The organism is Acerihabitans sp. TG2 (assembly GCF_035013185.1).
Lineage (GTDB): Bacteria > Pseudomonadota > Gammaproteobacteria > Enterobacterales > Enterobacteriaceae > Acerihabitans.
In genome coordinates this window covers 173,605-193,318 of record NZ_JAYGJO010000006.1, presented here as the reverse complement: position 1 = coordinate 193,318, position 19,714 = coordinate 173,605, and the positions used below count along the sequence as shown (strand labels likewise).

The following is a 19,714-nucleotide window of genomic DNA, read 5'->3' as shown; positions in this document are numbered from 1 at the left end:
GCGTTGGCCCGGTGTTAACGCACCAGGCGCGGGTAATGGTCGGCAATGCCATCGCCGGTGAACCTCGCCACCCATCCATCCGGGTTATCAAAAACCCGGATGGCGGTGAAATTGGGTTCAGCCCCCATATCAAACCAGTGCGGAGTACCGGCGGGCACTGAAATAAGATCATCTTTCTCGCACAGGATTTGCCAGATTTTTCCGTGAAGATGCAGGCAAAACAGACCAGACCCTTCGACAAAAAAACGGACTTCGTCTTCGCCGTGGGTATGCTCCGACAAAAACTTGGCGCGCAGCGCCTCCCGCTCGGGATGGTTGGGTCGCATGCTGATCACATCCCAGCTTTGGTAGCCTTTTTCCGCTACCAGCCGGTCGATAGCATGTTGATAAGCAGCCAGTACCTCGGCGGGCTGCGGGTCGTCACCGACATCACGGTCGGCTCGCCAGCGTTCAAACCTGACCCCGATGGCGTCAAGCTGACGGCCAATGGCCTCGGCATCGCAACTTTGCCATATCGATTGGCCAGCATCGGTATCAGTAAAAATGGTTAACGCGCTCATTGAGCCATCTCCTGTAAGTCAATCTGGTCAAAACGATGTACCTGAGGGTGCATGGATGTCACGTCTGCTACCAGCAGATCCCGCACCAACTGGCAGGTGAGCCAGCCTGCGGCGCGCGCGGCGTCCAGCTCCGGTGTGGTATCCGAAAGAAACAGCACGTCCGCGGGAGGCAGTTTTAACTCGCCAGCAATGGCGCGATACGCGCTGATGTCACGTTTGGCGCCGACGCGGGTATCAAAATAACCGCTGAACAGCGGCCGCAGATCGCCGGCATCGCTATAACCGAACAGTAATTGCTGTGCTTGTACCGATCCGGAAGAATAGACATACAACCGTATTCCCTCGCGCTGCCAGGTTTCCAACTGAGGCGCCACATCAGGGTAAAGGTGGCCGCGAAAATCCCCCTGCTGGTACCCATCGCGCCAAATCATGCCTTGCAAAGCCTTTAGCGCGGTGGACTTGCAATCCTGATCCATAAAACCGAACAGCGTGGTGATAAGACTTGGCAGATCGGCGGCCGGTTGGCCTATTTCGCAGCGCAACTCGCCAAGGGCCAACGCAACATCAGGCTGATCTTGGTGCTGGCGTAGATAAGCCGCCAGCCGTTCGCGTGCATAGGGAAACAGCACCTGGTGAACAAAACGGATGTCGCTGGTGGTCCCTTCGATATCGCACACAATCGCCTTAATCATTTGGTCTCCAATAGCCGACGCTGTAACTCGCAGTGGAACAAAAACTCGAGGCCTTCCAGGTGACGTCGCGCTTGCTGAATGTCTCGGCCCCAGCAATACAAACCGTGGCCGCGCACTAGAAAACCAAAACGCAGCGGGTCGCGATGATGACGCTCGGCAACCTGTGCCGCCAAGGTCGGGATATCCTGATGGTTCTCAAAAATCGCGATGACCACGGACTCCAGGTGGCTGCCGACCCCGGTAAGGGATTTTTGCATCTCATACCCGGTCAGATCCAGCGTAGGACCCAGTTCGGCTCGGGACAGAACGGTGGCGTTTACCGAATGGGTATGCAAAATGGCCCCTACCGCCGGATGGCTGCGATAAAGCAGGGTATGTAGACCGGTCTCGGCGGAAGGGGTCCGCGTATCGTCTACCTGGTTACTGGCGATATCCACCGCCAGAAAATCCTCCACCCGCAACGAACCCTTGTCTTTACCCGATTCACTGATCAGACAGCGTTGCTCGCTGCTGCGTATCGACATATTGCCGCCAGTGGCGGGACACCATCCCCTGGCGCCAATCCAATGACACGCGTCCACCAATGCGGCGAGTTGCCCGTCTTCCGACATAGTGATTTATCCCCTGGTGTTAATAATGATCCTACTATTTTAGCCGTTTAAACATCCATATGGCTTTATAGCCAAAGAGTAACATCAGGTTAATGTGCCGACAACATATTCAATTTATCCCAAACGCCTTATATACCCGTCATACTTCAAGCTGCAGGTGCGTTGGCAATACTCAACCCATCCCTGGGCCTCGCCCTTAGCGGGGCCGCAACAGATCGCGTTCAAATCTGCTCCAGACAGGTTTGTCTCTGCGTCGCCGCCTTCCTGCAACTCGAACTTAATTCGTAAGGCGGGGCATGAGTCGTGAAGTGAAAACGTTTGCTTTGGTTCAACAATATCGATCACGTTATTGATTCTCGAACCATTCAAGTGACTGCTCCCCGCCGTAAACGGCGAGGTTTCCCACTTCTTAGGCCGCAACCGTCTGTATGACGGATTTACGCTGGCCTCGATGGGCAGAAACGACGCGTCCCGCCGCGGGTAATTCTATTATGCCCTTGCACTGGATGTTGAGCGCCGCGTTTATATCGCGGTCATGGTCAACTCCGCATTCAGTGTCTCTACAATGACCGCTTGGTTTTCGTCAACCATTGCGCGAGAGAGTGTGTGCTGGACGTCGGCGCGGGCGTTCGCCACCCGTTCGTGTACTGCGCCCAGCATTAACCGTGCTTTGCGTCGATTGGCGCTACCTCGTTGTCTTCGGCAAAGTGCTTTCTGTTTGCGTCGCAGGTTGCGGCTGGCGTTTATCACGTGACGGGGGTAAGCGTGGCGGCTGATATGAAGTGCTTTATTGTATGCGAACCGAACCGCGCCGAACTGAACCTTTAAACATGCAGCGTGTTCGTCAGTAGGGTACAACCGTACTTTTGTTGCTCTTTTCATATTCAGCGCTCATGAAGAGAATACGCATAATCTATAGCGTCATGGGGCATCATTCAAAAGAGTGCATATCACAATGATTTAACGGGGTATCTACGCCGTCGCCACCGCATCAGTAAGCGTGTTGTTCATTTGATTTTTACGACGAAATACCGCCGTAAGATACGGGATGGCAAGATGATAATGCAGATATGTGAGGCGTTCTTATCTGCTGCTGAGAAACTCGAAATAGAGATCATTGAGATGGATGGAGAGGGAAATCACGTTCATTTGTGGGTGGCATACCCGCCAAAATGGGCGATCAGTGTGCTGGTCAATAATTTGAAATCAATCAGTAGCCGTCGCGTAAGCATGTTAAACACCCCCCTACGTAAACAAAGTGATCGCGGCATTTTTTGGTCACGTTGTTATTTTGCGTGTAGTACAGGAGGCGCAACCATCGACACCCTGAAAGCGTATGTTGCATCGCAGAAAACACCTGATTAGCTCCCCTTATATCACCGCCCGATTTGAACTGACCCCATATAGTTGGACAGGTTATATCAGGCAGTCAGCAGGGTCCGGGTTTGGTATTCTACCGGGCTCTGACCATTCAGGTGTATCAGGCGGCAAAAAGCCAGGCTCCAGCCCGCTGGTCGAAAGAGACCCGAAACTGGGAGCCTATTGGTCGGTTTAGTACTCCTTTATATTGTTTATTTAACGTATTGATATCAATTTATATAAGACAAATATCTCGTTTTGTATTCTTTACTCTCACTCACTGGACTGATTAAATATTAGAGTGATTCTTTCCGATTGAGTTAAATCAAATCATCAACATAACTCATAATGGACCGTACTAAATTGATGGCGAACTTAGCATCTACTTCATTAAGTAATTTATTTTCTTGATGTAATAAGCTATTGTTATTTAGCAAGTTATTAACTCTATACAATATAGATATTGCAGATCTAAGCATATTAAAAACCTCGCTATTTCTTTCAGGATCTTGCTTTTTTAAAGTGGGAATTGATTAGTGACAATAGTCCTTGTATAGCCTCACTGCCCGTGGTAACAATATTATTAGCGCAAACTTGCTTCAGCGTGCCATGTAAAGCCGTGTGATCCGATCATATGCATTCTGTTGCCCTTGCTGATTTATAAGGATTCCGGCATCTGCAAGGGCTTTGTAGATGTTTCGTTAACGTTATTTACAGGAATAGATGATATACTTTTAAGTGACTCAGCGTTTATAAGGAACTCTATTTCCGCATGCAATTTCTCGTCTTTCATTTTCACATATCGTTGAACGTTATCAAGTTCCCATATATGGTTGAGATTATCTTTTTCCCGATCTAAAATTTTATTAACCGCCTCAATGCAACCCCCTTTAACCTCTGGATTGTGCCAGTGAACATGTTGTCAAAATTTATAAATCCCATCAGGAATATCTTCACCATCACACACAGCAAAAAGCTCAGTCCAATCTCCTTCATTAAAATTGTCGCAAAGAATTTTTGCCAGTTTGATTCTTGATTTACTGTCTAGCATACATGGCTCCATTTAATATTATTAAAATAATTCGATAATATCAGAACGGATGATGTCGGGCATGAGGAATCTCGTATCTCTTGAAGCTATGATAATTATTTATGACCAACTGTGTTGCTAACTAATTGTAAAATATATTTATTTTTTACACTCTAGACATAAAGGTAACTCTGTCTTGAACATTAAAAATCTGGTACAATAGCCAATCTAAAAATAATAACTCATTGATATGCCTACATATCTATCAACAGCATTCCAAGAGTTCCCTCACGGTGCATTTACAGCGCATCGTTTTGACTTTTGCATAGAAACACACAAGTTTCTTGTGATTTTTTCGGAAATCGACACAAGCGATCCAGCCATTCACACGTACAGAAGCGAAGAGGTTGGTTTTGACATTCCTCCTCACTGCTATGACGTTAAGTTTGATAGGCTTGAAAATTTTGAAAGTGGTGAGTTCTACCAACCCCCGCCTCAGGGGCAATGTTCAACCCAATATGGCTTCACTCATGAATTAGCGGAAGCCCTGGAAACCATAATCACACTACATCACAATGTTTATCACGCCAGAGCTTATTTGGCCGTCGCGGAAACCCCAAAGTTGAAACGTTTTTATGACCGTGTTTTACAGCAACCGCCGCATGATGTAGTATATGGAGTCAACGCCGGACTTGGCGAAGGAGGAATGGGTTATGTACTCAAAACGCGATATTTCCACAATTAAACAGATGACATTGGCTGAGCGTAAAGCTGAAGCCATGAAACAGCTCAAGGATTCTTTTGAGCGTGCTGCACACAATGGCACTCTGCGCACCCGTGATGTACACGCCAGTTGACTATATGCTTCCTCTAAAACCCGCTAACGCGGGTTTTTTTATGTCTGCGTTTTACTAATCCTCTTGGCTTGAATATTCAAGTGATCCTTTCCAGTTACCCACAATCACTCAATAAATATGATGTTAATCAATATGTTGTATCGACAGCAACTGCTAAGCACACCCGCTTTGGTTTTCAAGCTTAAATTTCGCTCTCCAGTGTGCCCCAGTGTCAGGATAGATGACACCCCCATCAAAAACTCTAATGGGGCGATGGGGACATTATATGAAACGCATTTCACCGGAACGAAAGGCCGCCACACTGGCCAAATTACTTCCTCCGTACAACATGACGGTCTCTGCAGTTGCGCAAATGGAAGGGATATCGGAAGCTACTCTCTATAACTGGCGTAGTCAGGCAAAAGCAGAGGGGAAACCGGTGCCGGGTGCAGATAAAAACAGTGAACAGTGGCCGGCGCAAGCCCGCCTGGCGGTCGTTATCGAGACCGCCACACTCAGTGGTCGGATTGGGCCAAAACATGCAATTCGGCGGTGAATCTCGTTTTTTTAGTCATCGGGACATCCTTTTAGGGACGGTGATTATACCGTCTTAAATGCTGTCCGGCATTAGTAGACCATATATGGACGCCCCGGGTGTTACAAGTACTGGTTCGATACGGTTTGCGACCATATATCCGGGGTCATTACTGGGTTAAACAACCCGCGCCATGATGTTATCCGAGCCCTGTTTCCTTATCACTACACCGGTATATGATTACCCAGGTCAACTTCAGGCTGTTACAGGGACGGTAGCCGTTTTCTCATCAGTGCTTGCAAACTCAGAGAGACATATTTTCTTTAACGCTATATTAAGTTAACTCACAGCAAAAGCCTTATTCATATCAAAATCAACGCCATCAGTCAGTATTCGCCAGATAATCCGGGTCAGCTTATTGGCCAGCGCCACTGTGGTTTTCAGAAACCCTCGCCGGGCATCAAGCCTTTTCAGCCAATGGCCCAGGCTGTCGTCACGTTTTTTCACGCATCGCATCACGGATCGTGCGCCATGGATGACCAGTATTCTTAGGCTGCGATTGCCATTTTTTGTCAAAGAGGACAATCTTTGTTTTCCTCCCGAACTGTGCTGCCGGGGGACCAGACCGCACCAGGCGGATCATTCTCTGCCGCTGGAGAACTGCACAGCATCCACTTCACTGATAAAAGCCGCAGCGATAAGCGGGCCGACACCCGGGATCGTTAATAAATGACGATAGGCTGTCTGTTGTGAAGACAATGCCGCAATTTCTTTATCCAGACAGGTGGCGCGTTCATTCAGGGCCTGCATATCTTCCCGTAATGAAGAAAATAAACGGCGAAGCGTATCCAGCAATTTCTGACGCGATATTTTTTTGTTCCAGGCAACAGAACCATCAACCATCCAGACACAGACTTGAAAAACAGATTTGGCAATATCGATACCAACAACTCTGATCGTGTTCATGTGATGTTACTCCCGGATTAATGCAGTCAGTAAAAGTATGGCACTGACTACCTTAGGAAGGGGCGTCCATCACATCACTTCAATATCGAGTGGCCCAGTCAGCCCATCCAGAACGGTGGAGCGGTGGAATAAGAAATTGGCAGGGGGTGACAACATGCTTGACACTGACCGAAATGTATCCACCACCATTCGTTTTAACTGCCGGAAAACGAAAGATATTTTTAACTGCGGACCATTTTATCTTGCGCGCTGGATTAGTCATAATGTAGCCCAGTTCAAGTATCCCTACTTGAACTGTTGCCTATTTATAAACTTCTGCTTAATTATTTATAATCTTCTGATTTAATTTTATAAATTTCTTATAAAAACGACACTATACGTCGATTTCGGCCTCGTCACCCTTTTCCTGCAGCCAGTTGCGCCGATCTTCGGAACGTTTTTTGGCCAGCAACATATCCATCATCGCCAGTGTCTGCTGCATATCCTCGTCGTCGATGGTTAACTGCACCAAACGGCGGGTATTGGGATCAAGAGTGGTTTCGCGTAACTGCGGCGGGTTCATTTCACCCAGCCCTTTGAATCGCTGTACGTTTGGCGTGCCCTTCTTGCGTTTAAGCTGCTCAAGTATCCCATTCTTTTCACCCTCGTCCAGGGCATAAAACACCTCTTTGCCCAAATCGATGCGATACAACGGCGGCATGGCGACATAAATATGGCCCCCTTTCACCACGGCACTGAAATGGCGGACAAACAGCGCGCACAGCAAAGTGGCAATATGCAGACCGTCCGAGTCGGCATCCGCCAAGATGCAGATCTTGCCGTAGCGCAGTTGGCTGAGATCGTCGCTGTCGGGATCGATGCCGATGGCCACGGAAATATCATGGACTTCCTGCGAGGCCAATACTTCGTCGGACGAGACTTCCCAGGTATTGAGGATCTTGCCTTTAAGCGGCATGATCGCCTGGTATTCGCGATCCCGCGCCTGCTTGGCCGATCCACCTGCGGAATCACCTTCCACCAGAAACAGCTCGGTACGTGCCAGATCCTGCGCGGTACAGTCCGCTAGCTTGCCGGGTAACGCCGGGCCGCTGGTGAGCTTTTTACGCACCACTTTTTTTGATGCGCGCAAACGCCGCTGGGCGCTGTTAATGGCCAGTTCGGCCAACTGATCGGCAATTTGGGTATTCTGATTGAGCCACAGGCTAAACGCGTCTTTCACCACCCCTGACACATAAGCCGCACATTGGCGAGACGACAGGCGCTCTTTGGTCTGACCGGCAAACTGCGGGTCTTGCATTTTCACCGACAGTACGTACGCACAGCGCTCCCAAATATCTTCCGCCGACAGCTTGACGCCGCGCGGCAAAATATTGCGATACTCGCAAAAATCGCGCATGGCGTCGAGCAGCCCTTGGCGCAGCCCGTTAACATGGGTACCACCCTGTGGCGTGGGTATCAGATTAACGTAGCTTTCGGTAAGCAGTTCGCCACCTTCGGGCAGCCAGAGCAGCGCCCAGTCCACCGTTTCAGTTTCGCTAGCGAAAGCGCCGACAAACGGTGCCTCGGGCAGGGTGATCAGGCCGTTGATCGCCTGGTTAAGGTAATCCGTCAGACCCGATGCATAGCACCAACGGGTCTCGGTATTGTTTACCTGGTCGTTAAAAACAATTTCCACGCCGGGACATAATACTGCTTTTGCCTTAAGCAAATGGGCCAACCGGGAAGCGGAAAAACGCGGGCTGTCAAAGAACTGGGGATCGGGCCAGAAATGGACGCTGGTACCGGTATTACGTTTTCCACAGGTGCCCACCAACGACAGGTCTTCTACCTTATCGCCGTTTTCAAACGCGATAGCATACACATTGCCATCGCGGCGCACCTTGACGTCCACTCGGGTGGAGAGCGCATTGACTACCGAAATACCAACGCCGTGCAGGCCACCGGAAAACTGATAGCTCTTATTGGAAAACTTGCCGCCGGCATGCAGGCGACACATAATCAATTCCACTGCCGGCACACCTTCCTCAGTGTGGATATCCACTGGCATACCGCGCCCATCATCAGTGACTTCCAGCGATTGATCGGCATACAGCACCACATCGATACGGCGGGCATGCCCGGCCAAGGCTTCATCCACGCTGTTATCGATAACTTCCTGGCCCAGATGATTGGGCCGCGAGGTGTCTGTATACATCCCGGGGCGTCGGCGCACCGGTTCCAACCCGCTTAGTACTTCTATCGCATCGGCGTTATAGCTTGTTTCAGTCATGGCTTAAATCGTATTTCGTGACAAATTGTTGGAGAGCCTACCGCAAAGAGTACCTGCTCGGGAAGCGTTATTCGCGTGGCTCAAAGGGTGGCGATTCAGTCCGGATTAAGACCCAGGAAGTCAATGATGGGCGCAAAAAAGTGGTCAAAGCCAATAAAAGCATGGTTTCCGCCCGATTCCACGGTTTGGCGGCAATGCGTATAATATTCCTGCGCCTGTCGGTAATCGAGGATTTCGTCGCCCGTTTGTTGCAGCAACCAGATAAGATCCGGCGATTCGAGCTTTTCGATCTGCATTAATTTCAGATCATAAATATGCTGTGACTCTAGCACATAACGACGGCCGGTGTAGGGATTCTCGTTGGCGCCTAAATAATGGGTTAATAATTCAAAGGGACGCACGGCCGGATTCACCACCACCGCCGGCAACATAAAGGATTGCGACAGCCAGGTGGCATAATACCCGCCCAAAGATGAACCGACAATGCCCACAGGCTCGCCCGCGCGCGCCAGCACCAGCGACTCGAGCAGCTCGGCCGCGTCGGCCGGGTAATCCGGCAACTGCGGAACCAACATCTCAATGGCCGGATGATATTCCTGCAACCAAGCCTGCAGGGATACCGCTTTGGCCGAGGCCGGGGAACTGTTAAAACCATGCAGATAAAGCAAGAGCGCCATCAATAACCTTCCGAATCCGTGTCGGGCAAGTATTCGTCGTCGTTTAACCGATGCACTTCGGTGGACAACGTCCCGTCGGGATGTAAATCGAGATAACGCCAGCCAGGAGCGATGGGATCGATAGTAAAATTGGTGCAGTGCGGCTTGAACTGGACACAGGTAGACGGCGAAGCCAGCACGCGCCGCCCTTGCCAGTCCACATCGAGCTCTTGATGAATATGGCCGCACAGCAAGGTGTTCACCCGCGGAAATTTAGCCAGCACCTCCGCCAGCATATGGGCATTTCGCAAACTATGCTGATCCAGCCAGATACATCCCGAAGCAAAGGGATGGTGATGCAGCAGTAGCAGCGTATTGCGCTGTGGCTCAGAAGAGAGCACCTTGTCCAGCCAACCCAGTTGGTAATCGCTAAGTTCGCCATGGGGTACGCCGGAAACCTGGCTGTCAAGCAGCACCACTTGCCAGTTATCACCGAGCAGCACGTGTTTTGAGGGTAAAATCCCACACTCGTCCAGCGCTTTAACCATGGCGGGCTGAAAATCATGATTGCCGGGCAACCAGACACAGGGTGCGGGCAAGCGGGCAATGCCTCTGGCAAAATGCCGATAGGCCTGTAAAGAATGGTCCTGGGCCAAATCACCCGTCGCAACCACCAAATCATAGTGCAACCGTTCGGCTTCAACCGCATCAAGTACCGCGCTGTAACTTCGGAAAGTATTTACGCCGAGCAGGGCCTCATCCTCACCAGCAAACAGGTGAGTATCGGTGATTTGTAAAATCCTGATTATGGCCCCGTGCGCCACAGGAAGAGTCAACAGGCTTTCCAAAGGTTATCCTTGGTTATCAAAATCCGTTCAACAAACAGGAACCGCCATCGCCCCATACGCTAAACAATAGCGTAGCCAATCCGCGAGGAATTGGTTGATTTGATGTTTTTCGTCACGTTGATGTAACTTTTTATTAGGGTAATCATACCGTGCCTTGAAACGATAGATCTGCTGGCTTGAACACACTTCCGCAACCAGCGCGTCTCGATAGAGCCGCACACTCATGGACGGCAAGCTCCAGTAGCTGAGTACCGGCTCGGTCTGCAGTATTTGTACCAAGGTGGTATAACGGGTCGCCTCAAGGATTGTCAGGCGATAGCTGGCCCCATTAACCTGGTAGGTGATCTGATCGCCCACCTCGTTGGTGCGCGGCAACAGCCGGCGCAATTGGGCGAAATTCGTCTCACACAGGCGCATCATTTCTGGAAAATCCGGGGTGTAGCGCTTGATCATTAATCGGCCCACTCTTTTCTTAGCGATTCATGGTGCAACGCCAGCCATTGCAAAGCAATGACAGAGGCCGCGTTATCGATGACACCCTCTTCAACCCAGCGATAAGCCTGTTCGCGGCTGACCACATGAAGCCGAATGTCCTCGTTCTCTTCCACCAATCCGTGGATACCTTCAGCCACCAGCGCATTAACCTCGCCCACCATAATCGTCAAGCGCTCACTGGTGCCGCCTGGGCTGGCTAAATAGCTTAGCATGCGTTTGCAGCGCCCCACGTCCAGTCCCGCTTCCTCCTGCGATTCGCGTCTGGCCACCTGCTCATCCGTTTCACCGGGTTCTATCATCCCAGCCACCATTTCCAACAACCAGGGCGTCGGACTGCTATCATAAGAGGCAATCCGGATTTGTTCCAATAGAACCACTTCATCACGTAACGGGTCATAGGGTAGCAAGACGACAGCATGCCCGCGTTCAAAAACTTCCCGCGTCACTTCGCCGCTCATTTCGCCATTGAAAAGCCGATGGCGGAATCGATAAAGCTCCAGGGAAAAGAATCCTTGGTAACGTTTTTCCCGCGCGATCATTTCTACATCGTTTTTACCTAAAGTGACGGGAGATTTTTCCGAAAATGCCATGTGAACAACTCCTAATGGGATTAATGTGTCAGTAACATCGCTGACGGGCAAATCACTTTTTTCAATAGTTAGCCGAATAGTGAAAAATTTGCTTCACAGATCTAAGATGGCACATTAAGCCATCTCATTATTCTGGCGGACTCTGTTAGAATCATGCACTATTTAGTTTAATGGCTTTTTTGTCGACAGCGCTACCATAGCAATTTTGCTGTATCAAAAGGAATGCAAATGAAGAAACTGCTCCCCCTTCTTATCGGATTGGGCCTCGTCGGCTTCAGTACTATAAGTCAGGCAGAAAATCTGCTACAGGTGTACCAGCAGGCGCAATTGTCCAACCCGGATCTGCGCCAGTCCGCCGCCGAACGCGACGCGGCGTATGAAAAGATTAACGAATCACGCAGTCCACTGTTGCCACAGCTTGGACTGTCAGGGGATTATACTTATACCACCGGCTTTCGCGATCAGAAGGATGTTAACTCCAACGCCACCAGCGGTTCGCTACAGTTAACACAAACCCTTTTTGATATGTCCAAGTGGCGCCAGTTGACGCTCCAGGAAAAGACCGCCGGCATTCAGGAAGTCAGCTACCAGACCGAACAGCAAACGATACTGCTCAATACCGCCACCGACTATTTTAACGTATTAGACGCCATTGACGCACTGTCTTATACCGAGGCACAGAAACAATCGATTTATCGTGAATTGGACCAGACCACCCAGCGGTTTAACGTGGGCCTGGTGGCGATCACCGACGTGCATAACGCCCGCGCCCAGTATGATTTGGTTTTGGCTAACGAAGTTAGCGCCCGTAACACGCTGGATAACGCACTGGAAACCCTGCGACAAATCAGTGGTAATTACTACCCGCAGCTCGCCTCGTTAAACATTGAAAACTTTTCTATGCAGCGCCCAGAACCGATCGCCAGCCTGCTGAAACAAGCGGAAAATCGTAACCTAAACTTGTTGAGTGCCCGTCTCTCACAGGATCTGGCGCGCGAACAAATCCGCTACTACGAAACCGGCCATTACCCCACCTTGGGATTAACGGCGTCTTCGTCACTCAGCAACACCGCGTATAACGGTTCGAAAACAGATAATAACGCCAGCTATACTAATAAAAATATCGGACAGAACGCCATTGGCCTGACGTTGAGTGTCCCCATATACTCCGGTGGCTCGGTAACATCCCAGGTTAAGCAAGCACAGTATAATTTTGTCAGCGCTAGCGAGCAGTTGGAAAGTGCCCATCGCAGCATGGTGCAGACGGTACGTTCTTCCTTTAATAATATCTCGGCGTCCATTAGCAGCGTCAAGGCCTACAAGCAGGCGGTTATCTCGGCGCAAAGCTCTCTGGATGCCTCCCAAGCCGGTTATGACGTTGGTACCCGCACCATCGTCGACGTGCTGGATGCCACCACGACGCTGTATAACGCCAAGCAAAATCTATCCGCCGCGCGATACACCTATTTGATTAACCAACTGACGCTGAAGTCGGCCCTGGGTACCCTAAACGAAAGCGATATCCTGGCGATGAATGGTGTTCTGGGCAAGCCCATAACCACCACCCCCGAACAGGTCGCGCCAGAAAATCCTGCTCAGGCGGCCAATGCTGAAGGTATCAATCCAAGCCGCTCGCAAACCGCTATGCCGCAAGCCTCAACGGTAAGCGCTACCACCCCGGTCACCAGTGCCAATACCACCGGGCGCAATCCCTTTAGGCATTAGGCAGCGCCCCGCGATTGACCTAAGTCCCTTCGCGGGGTACCCCCTCGCTCGCCTATTCAGGCGGGCAGCATGTCCACCTGATGTGTGCACCCCCCCGCATACCCACCATCCCACCATTGTTTGTGTATAAATATGTAAATATATTTCAAGCGGACATGTGTATGCTTCTTCTTTAGACGTTTTTACCTTATCCTTGATGAGCAGATCTCTGGAAATGTTAACGCATTAATAAAGCAGGATAATAATGAAACGGACAAAAAACATTCATCACGCCAGTTTTCGTAAGCAATGGCGTACTTATCGAATGGCGCCGGTGGCGCTGGCGGTCAGTGCGGTATTTATGTTGGCCGGTTGTGAAAAAAGCGACCAGAACGTCTCGCTGTATCAGAATAGCGACGACTGTACCCGCGCCAATCCGTCGATGAGCGCACAGTGCACCACTGCGTTTAACAACGCGCAGAAGGAAGCAGCGAAAACCGCACCGAAATACGCCACCCGCGAAGATTGCATCGCTGAATTTGGCGAAGGGCAATGCACCCAGGCACCCGCTCAGGCTGGGATGGGTGCTCAATCCCAACAAAGCGGCAGCTTCTGGATGCCGCTTATGGCCGGTTACATGATGGGCCGCATGATGGGCGGCGGCGGTTACTCCCAACAGCCGCTATTTAGCTCGCGCGCACCCAATAGCCCGGCCAACGGCAAGTTCGTTGACGCCAGCGGCCGTAATTACGGTCCCGCTACCGGTGGACGCAGCATGAGCGTACCGCCATCGGCCATGGCGCCCAAACCCCCGACCACCGCTACCGTCACCCGTGGCGGCTTCGGTGAGACGGTAGCCAAACAAAACTCGGCGATGCAGCGCAGTAGCGCCATGCCTCGGCGCAGCATGGGCGGCTAAGCGAACGATGAAAAGAGTCACCCTGAACGAACGCCCGGACTGGCGTGCAAAAGCCACAGAATACGGTTTTGAATTTCATACCATGTATGGCGAACCCTACTGGTGCGAAGACGCCTATTATCAGTTTACGCTGGCGCAGATTGAAACCCTGGAGGACGTCACCGCCGAGCTGCACCAAATGTGCCTTAAGGTGGTAGAAAAAGTGGTAGACAGCGACGCGCTGATGACCCGATTTCAAATACCCAAGCATACTTGGCAATTTGTTCGTAACGCGTGGCACTCTGGCCAGCCTTCGCTCTACTCGCGTCTGGATCTGGTTTACGACGGGCAACATCCGCCGAAACTGCTGGAGAACAACGCCGACACGCCAACGTCGCTGTATGAATCCGCATTTTTCCAATGGATTTGGCTGGAGGATCAGATCAAATCCGGCCAACTCCCGCCCGGTGCCGACCAGTATAATAGTCTGCAGGAAAAAATAATTGAGCGTTTTAGTCAATTAAAACAAGAATATGGCGTAAATCTTCTCCACTTCGCCTGCTGCCAGGACAGCGTAGAGGATCGTGGTACGGTGCAATACCTGCAGGACTGCGCGCTGGAGGCGGCGTTAGCCAACGATTTTTTGTTTATTGAAGAGATTGGTCTGGGGGAAAAAGGGCAATTTACCGATACGGAAAATCAGGTCATCAGCAATCTGTTCAAGCTCTATCCGTGGGAGTTCCTGCTGCGGGAAATATTCTCCACCAAGCTGGAGGACGCCGGAGTACGCTGGCTGGAACCCGCCTGGAAGAGCATTATTTCCAACAAGGCGCTGCTACCAATGCTCTGGCAGATGTATCCTGGGCATCCTAATCTTCTGCCGGCCTATTTCGCCGACGATAACCCGCCGCCAATGGAACGCTATGTGGTCAAACCGCTGTTTTCCCGCGAAGGGGCCAATATAAGCATTGTGGAAAATGGCAAGGAAACCGCCCATGTGGAAGGTCCTTATGGCAAAGAAGGTTTTATCGTGCAGGAGTTTTGTCCGCTGCCGCGGTTTGGCGACAGCTACACAGTGATCGGCAGTTGGCTGGTGAACGATCAACCCTGTGGACTGGGTATACGTGAAGATAAACAGATGATTACGCAGGATCTCTCGCGTTTTTATCCGCATATCATACTCGGTTAATCCGCGTGACGTTGCGGCGGTGAACCCACGCCGCCGCGTAACATCGATATTACCCCACCTGTACTGACAGCATGCTCAGTGAAGCCATCTCAATGCCCTCCACCGGTACCGAAATCGGTTCCTGACCATCCCAACTGCCCAGGACATACAGCAGTGGCAGATAGTGCTCAGGGGTGGGATTGGACAAGGCAGCACCCTCATGTTGCGAATAATTAACCAGCGGATGCACACCCTCCCCGCGCCAGGCAATGTTATCCCGAACAAATTGATTGAACGATTCAGCCCAGGCATACGGTGCCGCCTCGCCTTGCCAGTTTATCATGCGTAAATTATGCACCACGTTGCCGCTGGCAACGATCATCACCCCCTGATCACGCAGGGCCGCCAGTTTACGCCCTAACTGATAGTGGTATTCCGGTTTCTGAGTACCGTCAACGCTCAATTGCACCATAGGAATATCGGCGTCAGGATACATTTTTTTCACCACCCCCCAAGAACCGTGATCGAATCCCCACTCGGACAGATCGGCCTCCACTGCCACCGGTAACAACAGTTGCTGGATCTCTTTGGCCAGCTCAGGGGAACCCGGCGCCGGATAACGAATATCAAACAGCGCCTGTGGAAAACCGCCAAAATCATGGATTGTACGTGGGTGTTCCATCGCGGTAACCACAGTACCCCGAGTATACCAATGGGCAGATATCGCCAAAATGGCGCGAGGACGAGGCAGGGTCTGACCCAGACGTGACCAGACTTGAGTATATTGATTATCTTCCAGCACATTCATCGGGCTACCGTGGCCAAGGAACAGTGCGGGCATGCGGGATTCGGTCATGATTATTCCTTACTTATCGTTCTTACCGCGCCAAGCGCTCTATGACGCTTACGTTACGCGGTACTGACAAGAAATAAACTCGGATAAGCATGATAATGACTGTCAAAAAAATTGAACATCAACTGGCGGTTGTTTTCATTATCACCAGCACAACGCCCGCAGACAACACTTTCAGCTCCGATTCCCGCGTTTCAGTCACAGACGCCAGTTCACTTTGTTTATATAACGGTGCTCATAACGTATCCTCTCTTTCCGATCAGCCTTTCGTATGCTGATGAGGTGAATCATCTCTGTCCCGTCTTCAAATCGTACTGTATGTGCCACAAGAACCATTACTCAGCCTGTTACCACCCCACTGGCGCGCCACATAATAGTTACATTATTGTGATGCTTCGCCCTCTAATACTGCACTTTTGTGATGCAAGCTCTTTAAATGATGCACTTTTGTTAGGCATGTATTACATAAAGTTACCCTTCAGACCTCCCCTGTCATACAAAAAATCCCTGCCGACCCGAGCTCCGTTACGCTTTTGAAAACATGGCACGTATCGTGCTTTGTTACTTTTATATCATGATTATTTTGAATGACAGAAAAGTAACATCAAGGCGAATATGAAGGATAACTCAGAACTTTTCAGGAAAATTGAAGCTGCGTTCAGTCAGCAAACGCCTAGCGAAAAGCGAATCAGCTCATGGCTGCTGAGTCACCGTGAACAAATTCCGTTTGAGACGGCGGACAGCATCGCCCAAACGACCGGCACCAGTGGGATTACTGTTGGGCGTTATTTGCGCAAGTTGGGTTTTCGTAATCTGGACGATATCAAAAATAGCCTAAAAGATGTTTCGAATACCCCTTACAAGCAATGGGGCGTGATAGATCGCCTAGATTCATGGGAACAGCAGCAGACATTGCCGGATCATGCTAGCCAATCGCTTGAGATGGAGCTGGATGCTATTCGTTATGTCTATCAGATTGCGCAGAGCGAGGCATTCTCTCGCGTTAGTCAGCATATTGCGAAAGCAGATGCGGTCATCGTTATTGGGATCCAGTCCACACGCGGCATTGCCAATACTTTTTTCAGCCATCTTGAGTACCTACGACCACGCGTCACCTACGCCGATGGCTGCTCAGGCAGTTGGCTGGAATCACTCAATTCCGAGTATGACAAACCTTATGTGGTCCTGACGGACGCTCGAGCCTATTCAACCGTTGCACGGCAGTTTTGTCGGGTGGCAACAGAACATCAGGTTTCAATGGCGCTGGTGACAGATATCTGGTGTCCCTGGGCGCGTGACTACCCGGTTGATTTATTACAGGTAAAAACCGATACCGGTAACTTCTGGGACTCGTTGGCTCCGATCAGTTGCCTATTTAACCTGTTGCTGTCTTCGGTTGTGGAATGTCTTGGTCCGAAACTTTCCAGCCGCCTGGCGCAGAACAGGCTGCTACAACAGGAATTTGGCCAATTTGAACGTTAACAATACAGGGATTATTGAATGAGTCAGGAAACAAAACTGGTCGATATTGCAGCTAAATACCCTCAGTTGCGTATCGATTTGAAATATGCCACCGCAGATAATATCACGGGTCATCCGATATACAGTGTTGCCCGGTGTCTGCTTCACACTGATGCGGCAGTGGCGCTGGAAAAATGCATTGAGATTGCCCGGCTTGCGGGTTTCACCTTGTTGGTTCTGGATGCTTACCGGCCACAAACAGCACAAGCGCTTTTGTGGCAGGCATGTCCCGATAAGGACTATGTTGTGCCTTTGTTTCAGGGCTCCAATCACAGCCGGGGCACGGCTATTGACGTCACCCTGATCGATGCGCATGGGAATGTCCTGGATATGGGAACGGGCTTTGATGTAATGGCTGAGCCGTCCCATCCTTATCATCCGTCCATCCCCCAAGCAGCTCAACGAAACCGGCTATTGCTCAATGCAGTCATGATTGGCGGTGGCTTCACTGGCATTGCTACGGAATGGTGGCATTTCGAATTACCGGAAGCAGCCAGTTATCCGCTCTTCGACGATGTTTTCACCTGTATTTATCCAACCCCGATTGACGGAGTATTACCATGAAAATGACCCACACCGCGTCTTTACATTTTCGTCCGCTGATACTTGTGATAGCCATGGCTGCTATATCTGCACCCGCTTTCTCAGCAGTGCCAAAAGATATGCTTGTCATCGGTAAAGCGGCCGATCCACAAACGTTGGATCCGGCCGTCACCATTGATAATAACGATTGGACAGTCACTTATCCGGCCTATCAGCGCTTGATTAAATATAAGACCGAAAACGGTAAAGGCTCGACAGATATAGAAGGTGATCTGGCGCAAAGCTGGCAGACATCATCGGACGGAAAAGTCTGGACATTCAAACTGCGTAAAGATGCCGCGTTTGATGACGGTTCAAGCGTCAATGCAGAGGCAGTCAAACTGTCCTTTGAGCGCCTCATGCGCATCAAGCAAGGGCCGTCAGAAGCATTTCCCTCAGGACTAAAAGTGGAGGCAGTCGATCCTTATACCGTGCGTTTCACATTGAGTGAACCCTTTGCCCCTTTCCTTTACACGCTCGCTAATGACGGGGCTTCAGTTATCAATCCCGCCGTTCTGAAAAGCCACGATTCGGATGATGCGCGAGGCTATTTAGCTGAACATACGGCCGGTTCCGGCGCGTTTATGCTGCAGAGCTGGCAAAAGGGACAGCAACTGGTTCTGGTTCCTAACCCACATTATCCGGGCGAAAAACCATCGTTCAAACGCATTTCCGTCAAAATTATTAGCGAAAGCTCCGCTCGCCGTCTGCAGTTAACCAAGGGCGATCTGGATATTGCGGATTCGTTGCCGGTAGATCAGTTTGCGGCGCTGAAAAAGCAAGCAGACGTGGCGGTATACGATTATCCAGCACTTCGTGTTACCTATCTTTATCTGAATAACAGTAAAGCCCCCTTGAATCAGCCAGATTTACGCCGGGCAGTATCTTGGGCGACTGATTATAAAGGAATGGTCACCGGCATTCTGGGTGGAAATGGTAAACAAATGCGCGGTCCCATCCCTGAAGGGATGTGGGGATATGATTCAGGTGCTATGCAGTATTCATTTGATATGACTAAAGCAAAAGCAGCGATGGAAAAGGTGACGGATAAACCTAAAACCTTGTCATTTCTTTATTCGGACAACGACCCAAACTGGGAGCCTATTGCGTTATCAACACAAGCTAATCTTCAGGCTCTAGGGATTAATGTGAAGTTGGAAAAACTAGCGAACGCAACTATGCGTGAGCGAATCGGTAAAGGTGATTACGACATTGCCATTGGCAACTGGAGTCCCGATTTTGCTGACCCCTATATGTTTATGAATTACTGGTTTGAGTCTGATAAAAAAGGTCTTCCCGGTAACCGTTCTTTTTATATGAATCCAAAAGTTGATGCACTGCTGAAAAAAGCGATATCAACCACCGATCAGGCCGAACGCACTAAAGACTACCAGGCAGCACAAAAAATAGTTATCAACGAGGCAGCCTACGTTTATCTCTTCCAGAAAAACTATCAGGTCGCGATGAACAAAGACGTTAAAGGCTTTGTATTTAATCCGATGCTAGAGCAGATATTTAATATTGCTGACATGCATAAGTAA

20 protein-coding genes and 5 pseudogenes are annotated in these 19,714 nt (G+C 50.3%); 10 read left to right on the top strand and 15 right to left on the bottom strand.

Features of this window, described 5'->3' with window-relative positions; translation table 11 throughout:
- Positions 1-14 precede the first annotated feature (14 nt).
- The 5 genes and pseudogenes from SJI19_RS07980 to SJI19_RS24815 form a co-directional block, all read right to left on the bottom strand.
- The gene (locus SJI19_RS07980; RefSeq protein WP_323477720.1) at positions 15-560 is read right to left on the bottom strand and encodes an acireductone dioxygenase; all 546 of its coding nucleotides are present in this window, start codon (positions 558-560) and stop codon (positions 15-17) included.
- On the bottom strand, positions 557-1,252 hold the full coding sequence (gene mtnC, locus SJI19_RS07975) for an acireductone synthase (protein WP_323477719.1): 696 nt from the start codon (positions 1,250-1,252) through the stop codon (positions 557-559). The genes SJI19_RS07980 and mtnC overlap by 4 nt, the downstream gene beginning before the upstream one ends.
- Entirely contained in the window at positions 1,249-1,863 is a 615-nt protein-coding gene (locus SJI19_RS07970) for a methylthioribulose 1-phosphate dehydratase (protein ID WP_323477718.1), read from the bottom strand. The genes mtnC and SJI19_RS07970 overlap by 4 nt, the downstream gene beginning before the upstream one ends.
- A gap of 409 nt (positions 1,864-2,272) precedes the next feature.
- Positions 2,273-2,628, bottom strand: a pseudogene (locus SJI19_RS07965) (transposase); the annotation flags it as partial.
- 51 nt (positions 2,629-2,679) lie between these two features.
- Positions 2,680-2,745, bottom strand: a pseudogene (locus SJI19_RS24815) (helix-turn-helix domain-containing protein); the annotation flags it as partial.
- Positions 2,746-2,796: 51 nt separating this feature from the next.
- Between SJI19_RS24815 and tnpA the strand changes: the two are divergent.
- Positions 2,797-3,228 (top strand): IS200/IS605 family transposase, encoded by a 432-nt coding sequence (gene tnpA / locus SJI19_RS07960; RefSeq protein WP_323477770.1) that lies wholly within the window; start codon positions 2,797-2,799, stop codon positions 3,226-3,228.
- A 314-nt stretch (positions 3,229-3,542) separates the two neighbouring features.
- Here the strand turns inward: tnpA and SJI19_RS07955 are convergent, their stop codons facing one another.
- Both SJI19_RS07955 and SJI19_RS07950 read right to left on the bottom strand, forming a co-directional pair.
- The gene (locus tag SJI19_RS07955) at positions 3,543-3,701 is read right to left on the bottom strand and encodes a hypothetical protein (RefSeq protein WP_323477717.1); all 159 of its coding nucleotides are present in this window, start codon (positions 3,699-3,701) and stop codon (positions 3,543-3,545) included.
- A gap of 443 nt (positions 3,702-4,144) precedes the next feature.
- A complete protein-coding gene (locus SJI19_RS07950) occupies positions 4,145-4,273 on the bottom strand; it encodes a hypothetical protein (RefSeq protein WP_323477716.1) in 129 nt (42 codons plus the stop codon).
- Positions 4,274-4,502: 229 nt separating this feature from the next.
- On the opposite strand from SJI19_RS07950, the gene SJI19_RS07945 reads away from it, so the two are divergent.
- The 3 genes and pseudogenes from SJI19_RS07945 to SJI19_RS07935 all read left to right on the top strand — a co-directional run.
- A complete protein-coding gene (locus tag SJI19_RS07945; RefSeq protein ID WP_323477715.1) occupies positions 4,503-4,997 on the top strand; it encodes a hypothetical protein in 495 nt (164 codons plus the stop codon).
- Positions 4,966-5,109 carry a hypothetical protein gene (locus SJI19_RS07940; RefSeq protein WP_323477714.1) on the top strand — a complete coding sequence of 48 codons (144 nt, stop codon included), beginning with the start codon at positions 4,966-4,968 and terminating at the stop codon, positions 5,107-5,109. The genes SJI19_RS07945 and SJI19_RS07940 overlap by 32 nt, the downstream gene beginning before the upstream one ends.
- Before the next feature lie 265 nt (positions 5,110-5,374).
- A pseudogene (locus SJI19_RS07935) lies at positions 5,375-5,608 on the top strand (transposase); the annotation flags it as partial.
- A gap of 354 nt (positions 5,609-5,962) precedes the next feature.
- Here SJI19_RS07935 and SJI19_RS07930 read toward each other — a convergent pair.
- The 6 genes and pseudogenes from SJI19_RS07930 to nudF form a co-directional block, all read right to left on the bottom strand.
- Positions 5,963-6,526, bottom strand: a pseudogene (locus tag SJI19_RS07930) (IS110 family transposase).
- A 436-nt stretch (positions 6,527-6,962) separates the two neighbouring features.
- Positions 6,963-8,858 carry a DNA topoisomerase IV subunit B gene (gene parE / locus SJI19_RS07925; RefSeq protein ID WP_323477713.1) on the bottom strand — a complete coding sequence of 632 codons (1,896 nt, stop codon included), beginning with the start codon at positions 8,856-8,858 and terminating at the stop codon, positions 6,963-6,965.
- Between the two features lie 95 nt (positions 8,859-8,953).
- Entirely contained in the window at positions 8,954-9,535 is a 582-nt protein-coding gene (gene yqiA / locus SJI19_RS07920; protein WP_323477712.1) for an esterase YqiA, read from the bottom strand.
- The gene (cpdA, locus tag SJI19_RS07915; protein ID WP_323477711.1) at positions 9,535-10,362 is read right to left on the bottom strand and encodes a 3',5'-cyclic-AMP phosphodiesterase; all 828 of its coding nucleotides are present in this window, start codon (positions 10,360-10,362) and stop codon (positions 9,535-9,537) included. Before cpdA ends, yqiA begins: the two co-directional genes overlap by 1 nt.
- 27 nt (positions 10,363-10,389) lie before the next feature.
- The gene (locus SJI19_RS07910; RefSeq protein WP_323477710.1) at positions 10,390-10,815 is read right to left on the bottom strand and encodes a DUF1249 family protein; all 426 of its coding nucleotides are present in this window, start codon (positions 10,813-10,815) and stop codon (positions 10,390-10,392) included.
- A complete protein-coding gene (gene nudF / locus SJI19_RS07905) occupies positions 10,815-11,447 on the bottom strand; it encodes an ADP-ribose diphosphatase (RefSeq protein WP_323477709.1) in 633 nt (210 codons plus the stop codon). Before nudF ends, SJI19_RS07910 begins: the two co-directional genes overlap by 1 nt.
- Positions 11,448-11,675: 228 nt before the next feature.
- On the opposite strand from nudF, the gene tolC reads away from it, so the two are divergent.
- The 3 genes from tolC to SJI19_RS07890 all read left to right on the top strand — a co-directional run bounded on the left by tolC (position 11,676) and on the right by SJI19_RS07890 (position 15,238).
- A complete protein-coding gene (gene tolC / locus SJI19_RS07900; protein ID WP_323477708.1) occupies positions 11,676-13,172 on the top strand; it encodes an outer membrane channel protein TolC in 1,497 nt (498 codons plus the stop codon).
- A 244-nt stretch (positions 13,173-13,416) separates the two neighbouring features.
- Complete coding sequence (locus SJI19_RS07895; protein WP_323477707.1) at positions 13,417-14,070, top strand: DUF1190 family protein; 654 nt, start codon at positions 13,417-13,419, stop codon at positions 14,068-14,070.
- A 7-nt stretch (positions 14,071-14,077) separates the two neighbouring features.
- The gene (locus tag SJI19_RS07890) at positions 14,078-15,238 is read left to right on the top strand and encodes a glutathionylspermidine synthase family protein (protein WP_323477706.1); all 1,161 of its coding nucleotides are present in this window, start codon (positions 14,078-14,080) and stop codon (positions 15,236-15,238) included.
- A 49-nt stretch (positions 15,239-15,287) separates the two neighbouring features.
- On the opposite strand, the gene ygiD is transcribed toward SJI19_RS07890, so the two are convergent.
- Entirely contained in the window at positions 15,288-16,073 is a 786-nt protein-coding gene (gene ygiD, locus SJI19_RS07885; protein WP_323477705.1) for a 4,5-DOPA dioxygenase extradiol, read from the bottom strand.
- Between the two features lie 195 nt (positions 16,074-16,268).
- A pseudogene (locus tag SJI19_RS07880) lies at positions 16,269-16,439 on the bottom strand (hypothetical protein); the annotation flags it as partial.
- Between the two features lie 246 nt (positions 16,440-16,685).
- Between SJI19_RS07880 and SJI19_RS07875 the strand changes: the two are divergent.
- The 3 genes from SJI19_RS07875 to SJI19_RS07865 are packed head-to-tail and all read left to right on the top strand — an operon-like array spanning position 16,686 to position 19,714.
- On the top strand, positions 16,686-17,552 hold the full coding sequence (locus tag SJI19_RS07875) for a MurR/RpiR family transcriptional regulator (RefSeq protein ID WP_323477704.1): 867 nt from the start codon (positions 16,686-16,688) through the stop codon (positions 17,550-17,552).
- Positions 17,553-17,570: 18 nt separating this feature from the next.
- Complete coding sequence (ddpX, locus tag SJI19_RS07870) at positions 17,571-18,155, top strand: D-alanyl-D-alanine dipeptidase (RefSeq protein WP_323477703.1); 585 nt, start codon at positions 17,571-17,573, stop codon at positions 18,153-18,155.
- Complete coding sequence (locus SJI19_RS07865; RefSeq protein WP_416347521.1) at positions 18,152-19,714, top strand: ABC transporter substrate-binding protein; 1,563 nt, start codon at positions 18,152-18,154, stop codon at positions 19,712-19,714. Before ddpX ends, SJI19_RS07865 begins: the two co-directional genes overlap by 4 nt.

Bases quoted from the DNA above. Each gene is read 5' to 3' on its own strand.
- SJI19_RS07950 (WP_323477716.1), bottom strand. From the start codon at position 4,273: ATGCTAGACAGTAAATCAAGAATCAAACTGGCAAAAATTCTTTGCGAC.
- SJI19_RS07890 (WP_323477706.1), top strand. From the start codon at position 14,078: ATGAAAAGAGTCACCCTGAACGAACGCCCGGACTGGCGTGCAAAAGCC.
- yqiA (WP_323477712.1), bottom strand. From the start codon at position 9,535: ATGGCGCTCTTGCTTTATCTGCATGGTTTTAACAGTTCCCCGGCCTCG.
- SJI19_RS07945 (WP_323477715.1), top strand. From the start codon at position 4,503: ATGCCTACATATCTATCAACAGCATTCCAAGAGTTCCCTCACGGTGCA.
- SJI19_RS07940 (WP_323477714.1), top strand. From the start codon at position 4,966: ATGTACTCAAAACGCGATATTTCCACAATTAAACAGATGACATTGGCT.
- ddpX (WP_323477703.1), top strand. From the start codon at position 17,571: ATGAGTCAGGAAACAAAACTGGTCGATATTGCAGCTAAATACCCTCAG.
- nudF (WP_323477709.1), bottom strand. From the start codon at position 11,447: ATGGCATTTTCGGAAAAATCTCCCGTCACTTTAGGTAAAAACGATGTA.
- SJI19_RS07895 (WP_323477707.1), top strand. From the start codon at position 13,417: ATGAAACGGACAAAAAACATTCATCACGCCAGTTTTCGTAAGCAATGG.
- SJI19_RS07865 (WP_416347521.1), top strand. From the start codon at position 18,152: ATGAAAATGACCCACACCGCGTCTTTACATTTTCGTCCGCTGATACTT.
- SJI19_RS07980 (WP_323477720.1), bottom strand. From the start codon at position 560: ATGAGCGCGTTAACCATTTTTACTGATACCGATGCTGGCCAATCGATA.
- tolC (WP_323477708.1), top strand. From the start codon at position 11,676: ATGAAGAAACTGCTCCCCCTTCTTATCGGATTGGGCCTCGTCGGCTTC.
- mtnC (WP_323477719.1), bottom strand. From the start codon at position 1,252: ATGATTAAGGCGATTGTGTGCGATATCGAAGGGACCACCAGCGACATC.
- ygiD (WP_323477705.1), bottom strand. From the start codon at position 16,073: ATGACCGAATCCCGCATGCCCGCACTGTTCCTTGGCCACGGTAGCCCG.
- SJI19_RS07955 (WP_323477717.1), bottom strand. From the start codon at position 3,701: ATGCTTAGATCTGCAATATCTATATTGTATAGAGTTAATAACTTGCTA.
- parE (WP_323477713.1), bottom strand. From the start codon at position 8,858: ATGACTGAAACAAGCTATAACGCCGATGCGATAGAAGTACTAAGCGGG.
- SJI19_RS07970 (WP_323477718.1), bottom strand. From the start codon at position 1,863: ATGTCGGAAGACGGGCAACTCGCCGCATTGGTGGACGCGTGTCATTGG.
- SJI19_RS07875 (WP_323477704.1), top strand. From the start codon at position 16,686: ATGAAGGATAACTCAGAACTTTTCAGGAAAATTGAAGCTGCGTTCAGT.
- SJI19_RS07910 (WP_323477710.1), bottom strand. From the start codon at position 10,815: ATGATCAAGCGCTACACCCCGGATTTTCCAGAAATGATGCGCCTGTGT.